Genomic DNA, 4,704 nt, shown 5'->3' on the forward strand with positions numbered 1-4,704 from the left:
GGTCATCCAGCCACGACCCTGGCGGTGGATAGCCGCGTCCAGGCGCCTGCGGTGCTCGGGGTCGACTCGTTTGTCGCGGCCGAGGGTCCGGGTCGGGATGGCTTGCTCATGTCGGGTCATAGACTCCTCCGTTGAGGTTGGGCCGCAAGCGTTCTGTCGCAAGCGGTGCGTGGGCGGTGGGCAATGCGTAGTAATCGAGGAACCAGTCGACGAAACGGCCGAGGCCTTCATCCAGTTCGATGCAAGGTTGGAAACCGGTAGCCCGGGCCAGGTCGCTGGCATCGGCGCAGGTGTTCAGCACATCGCCCGGTTGCAGGGGCAGCAGCTCGACTCGCGCGCTCCGGCCCAGGTGTTTTTCCAGCAGCGCCACGTAGGCCCGCAGCGTCACCGGATGCTGTCCGCCAATGTTGAAGACGCGCCACGGTGCCAGGCTGGTGGCCGGGTCCGGCTGGTGGCGATTCCAGTCCGGGTTTGCAAGAGGTGGGCGCTCGATCAGCCGGGCGATGCTCTCGATGATGTCGTCGATGCAGGTGAAGTCGCGCTCATGCTCGCCATGGTTGAACAGCTTCAGCACCTGGCCTTCGGCAATGGCCCGGGCGAACTGGATCGGCGACATGTCCGGCCGGCCCCAGGGGCCATAGACAGTAAAAAAACGCAGGCCGGTGCAGGGGATGCCGAACAGATGGCTGTAACTGTGGGCCATCAGTTCATTGGCTTTTTTGGTGGCCGCGTACAGCGACAACGGATGGTCGACACCGTCCTGTACCGAATACGGCGTGCGCTGGTTGGCGCCGTACACCGAACTGGAGGAGGCGTAGATCAGGTGCCTGACCGGATGGCGGCGGCAGCTCTCGAGAATGTTCAGGAACCCGCTCAGATTACTGTCGACATAAGCCCGCGGATTTTCCAGCGAATAACGCACGCCGGCCTGGGCTGCCAGATGGATCACCACGTCGGGACGATGGGACTGGAACAGTTCATCGAGGGCCGATGCGTCGGTCAGGTCGATTCGCGCCAGGTGGAAGTCGCCGGCCTGGTCTTTGACCCAGGCCACGCGATCGTGCTTGAGCTGCGGATCGTAGTAGTCGTTGAAGTTGTCCAGCCCGCACACGTCATGGCCGTCGCGCAGCAGTCGCAACACGCAATGGGCGCCGATGAAACCGGCCGCGCCGGTCACCAGGATGTTCACGCTTGTGACCCCTGAGCGGGCACAGTGTGGCGCAGCCCGATGCCGCGATAGAGCAGCCCGGCGGCAGCCAGGTGTTCCGGGTTGTACAGGTTGCGACCATCGATGATGACCCGCGCGCGCAGCTTGCTGGCAAGCAGGTCGAAATCAACCACGCGAAAATTCTTCCACTCGGTGCAGATCACCAGGGCGTCGGCATCTTCCAGCGTGTCGTCGCGGGTAGCGCAAAGGTTCAGGTCCTTGCGATAGCCATAGAGGCGCCGGCATTCGGACATGGCTTCCGGGTCGTAGGCCTGGACGCGGGCGCCTTCGCGCCAGAGTGCCTCCATCAGGTAGCGGCTGGGGGCTTCGCGCATGTCGTCGGTGTTCGGTTTGAACGCCAGGCCCCAGATGGCAATCGACTTGCCGGCCAGGCCGTCGGGGAACTGCAGCGTGAGTTTTTCGAAAAGAATGTGCCGCTGGCTGTCGTTCACATCGGTGACGCTGCGCAGCAGGCGCAGTGGCATGCCGCTTTGTTCGGCGGTGTGCAGGAGGGCACGCAGGTCCTTGGGAAAGCATGAGCCGCCAAAGCCGCAGCCGGGATAGATGAAGTGGTAGCCGATGCGCGGGTCCGAGCCGATGCCCTTGCGCACGGCCTCGATGTCGGCGCCCAGGTGTTCGGTGAGGTTGGCCAGTTCGTTCATGAAGCTGATGCGCGTGGCGAGCATGGCGTTGGCGGCGTACTTGGTCAGTTCCGCGCTGCGGTTGTCCATGAACATCAGCTTTTCGTGGTTACGGCAGAAGGGCGCGTAGAGCTCGCTCATCTGGTCGCGGGCCAGGGCGTCGACGGTGCCGACGATGATCCGGTCCGGGCGCATGCAATCGGCCAGTGCGCTGCCTTCCTTGAGGAACTCCGGATTGGACACCACGCGCACATTCAGTTGTTGCAGGCCGCGACGGGCCAACGCCTGGCGGGCGCATTCGGCGACCTTGTCGGCCGTGCCGACCGGCACGGTCGACTTGATGATCAGGGTGCGGTCGCTGTCCATGAAGTCGGCAATCTGCCGGGTCACGGCCAGGACATGGCTGAGGTCCGCCGAGCCATCTTCATCAGCAGGCGTGCCCACGGCGATGAAGATCAGCTCGCCATGGTTGACCGCATCACTGGCCTGGCAACTGAACGACAGGCGCCCGGCCTTGATGTTGTCTTCCAGCAACCCGGACAGGCCCGGCTCGCTGATGGGCGGTACCGCTTGTTGCAGTTGCCGGATCTTGTTCGGATCGATATCGACACACAGGACGCGATGTCCAACGTCTGCCAGCGCCGCCGCTTGAATCAGCCCAACGTACCCCGTTCCAAATACGCTCACGTCCATTCTTGGCGCGCCTCGCAGACCCGTTGATGTAACTCGGATGAAACTGTTCAGAGGGGTATAGCGCAGCCTCAGAAAAGCGTGTCAGCAAAATGACAGTTGTCAGTGTTGGCAAAACTCGAAAGAGTAGGGCTTTTTGATATCAAGTCCTTGACTGACTTGGAAAAGTGCCGTTTTTAAAGGGCTTTGAAGGGGTTTAAGTAGCCGATGAACGGTATATATCCATAGATTTTTATATTTTTAACGGTTGTTAGGTGTCATTTTTGAGCTAACTTTTTTTTGACGCTGTAGCCGTTGATCGGCTTTCTTGCGCTTTGCAAACCCGCTGCTAGTGTGCAGAAACAAAGCCGTTTTCAACCGCCTCGTAACGCTGGGAAAAACATGGCCCGATACCTCAAGGAACTGCTACTGCTGCTGTATCTGCTCAGGGCACATGACTATTACCTCGACCGTCTGGCGGCGCTGGGTTTTGGCTTTGCAACGTTGCTGTTCGGCGCGATGTTCGTTGCGCTGGTGCTGGCTCTGTGGATGACCGCGTACATCCGCCAGGCATTGGTGCGGCATCTGTTTGCCTTGGCGATGTTTGCCTCGGCGGTGTTCTTCGAGGTTTACACACGGGTGACCGACAGCTACCTGACCTACGCCCAGTTCGTGTCGATGGTCTATTCCGGCGGGTTCATCCAGGAGGCGGCTTATCAGTACCGCGAGGTGATCATCGGTGCGGTTGCGGGGGGCTTGTTGCTGCTGCTGGGGATCGGCCTGAAGCCCCGGCGGCGTCTGCCGTTGCCCGGCTACGTCGCGATCAGCGCGCCTTTGCTCGGCATACTGCTGCTCAGTGGCGTGCTGTTCGTACGGGCAGGCGAGGGCGCGCGCGGTTTGCCGATCATGTACACGCCGCTGGCCTATCTGAACCTGTTCATCTATGAAGCCGTGCACAACACTGTGGGCCCACGGGCGCCAGTCAGTCTCGTGCGGCAAACAGCGGCAATCGGGCACGATATCGTGCTGATCATCGACGAAAGCATTGGCGGGAATTATCTTGATATCAACACGCCGTCCGGCGTCGCCACCGGCCTCAAGACGCCCCCTCCCGGTGTGGAACTTATCAATTATGGCTACGCCGCCTCGATCGCCAATTGCAGCGCGGATACCAACGTTACGCTGCGCTATGGCGGCACCCGTGCCGACTACATGCGCATCAACAGCACCCAGCCGTCGATCTGGCAGTACGCCCGCAACGCCGGGTTGCGCACCGTCTATGTCGACGGCCAGAACACCGGCGGCAAGCGGCAGAACCTGATGACCGAGCTGGAACAACAGGACATCGACGAATTTGTCCAGTTCGACCAGGTTCGTGTGCGCGACCGTGACATGGCGGCTGCGGCGAAACTGATCGAGCTGATGGACAATGACCGGGCCGAACTGGTGGTGGTCAACAAAGTCGGCGCGCATTTCCCGGTCCATGACAAATACCCCGATGCTTTCATGACCTACCGTCCGGCCTTGCCGCGAGGGCAGTTCGAGGAGGTGGCCGACACCGGCCGGCGCGACGGTTTCAGTGGCGAAGCGAATGATTGGGTGCTGTATCGCAATGCTTACCAGAACACCTTGCTGTGGAACGTCGGCGAGTTTTTTCAGCGCCTGTTCCGACAGGGCAATCTCGACAATGCGGTGTTGATCTACACCTCCGACCATGGCCAGGACCTGCACGAACGTGGCAACCCCGGCCTCAACACCCACTGCGGCGGAGATCCGGCGGAAGAAGAAGGGCTGGTGCCGTTGCTGGTGATCCAGGGGAGCCGGTTGCAGACACTCGATTGGCGCAGCGCCTGGGCGCAGAACAAGGACCGCTCCAGCCACTACAACATCTTCCCGACGTTGCTGCGCTTGATGGGCTACGAGTCGGCCGGCGTCACGGCACTGTATGGAAAATCCCTCGACCAGCCGACCGAAGACGACTTCACTTTCAACTACCGTTTTAATGCGCGGCTGGGGGCCAGGCCGGCGTGGAAGCACATTGACCTGGACAACATCGTCACGCCGAAACCGGTTCAGGGTGAGATGGCGGTGGGGCACTGATCAGCGGCTGAATGGACCGGCCTCTTCGCGAGCAGGCTGCTCCCACATTGAGTCAGATTCACCGAGGCACCCTTGTGGGAGCGAGCC

3 protein-coding genes and 1 pseudogene are annotated in these 4,704 nt (G+C 61.2%); 1 reads left to right on the forward strand and 3 read right to left on the reverse strand.

Features of this window, described 5'->3' with window-relative positions:
- From ACE04F_RS18365 to ACE04F_RS18375, 3 genes and pseudogenes are all read right to left on the reverse strand, one after another.
- Positions 1-120, reverse strand: a pseudogene (locus ACE04F_RS18365) (sugar transferase); the annotation flags it as partial.
- Positions 107-1,189: an NAD-dependent epimerase gene (locus tag ACE04F_RS18370; protein WP_486108895.1), complete on the reverse strand. Its 1,083-nt coding sequence runs from the start codon at positions 1,187-1,189 to the stop codon at positions 107-109. The gene ACE04F_RS18370 and the pseudogene ACE04F_RS18365, both read right to left, overlap by 14 nt.
- Entirely contained in the window at positions 1,186-2,541 is a 1,356-nt protein-coding gene (locus tag ACE04F_RS18375; RefSeq protein WP_486108897.1) for a UDP-glucose dehydrogenase family protein, read from the reverse strand. Before ACE04F_RS18375 ends, ACE04F_RS18370 begins: the two co-directional genes overlap by 4 nt.
- Positions 2,542-2,919: 378 nt before the next feature.
- Here ACE04F_RS18375 and ACE04F_RS18380 point away from each other — a divergent pair, with 378 nt between their 5' ends.
- The gene (locus tag ACE04F_RS18380; RefSeq protein ID WP_486108899.1) at positions 2,920-4,617 is read left to right on the forward strand and encodes a sulfatase-like hydrolase/transferase; all 1,698 of its coding nucleotides are present in this window, start codon (positions 2,920-2,922) and stop codon (positions 4,615-4,617) included.
- Positions 4,618-4,704 lie beyond the last annotated feature (87 nt).

The organism is Pseudomonas sp. AGC41 (genome assembly GCF_057334555.1).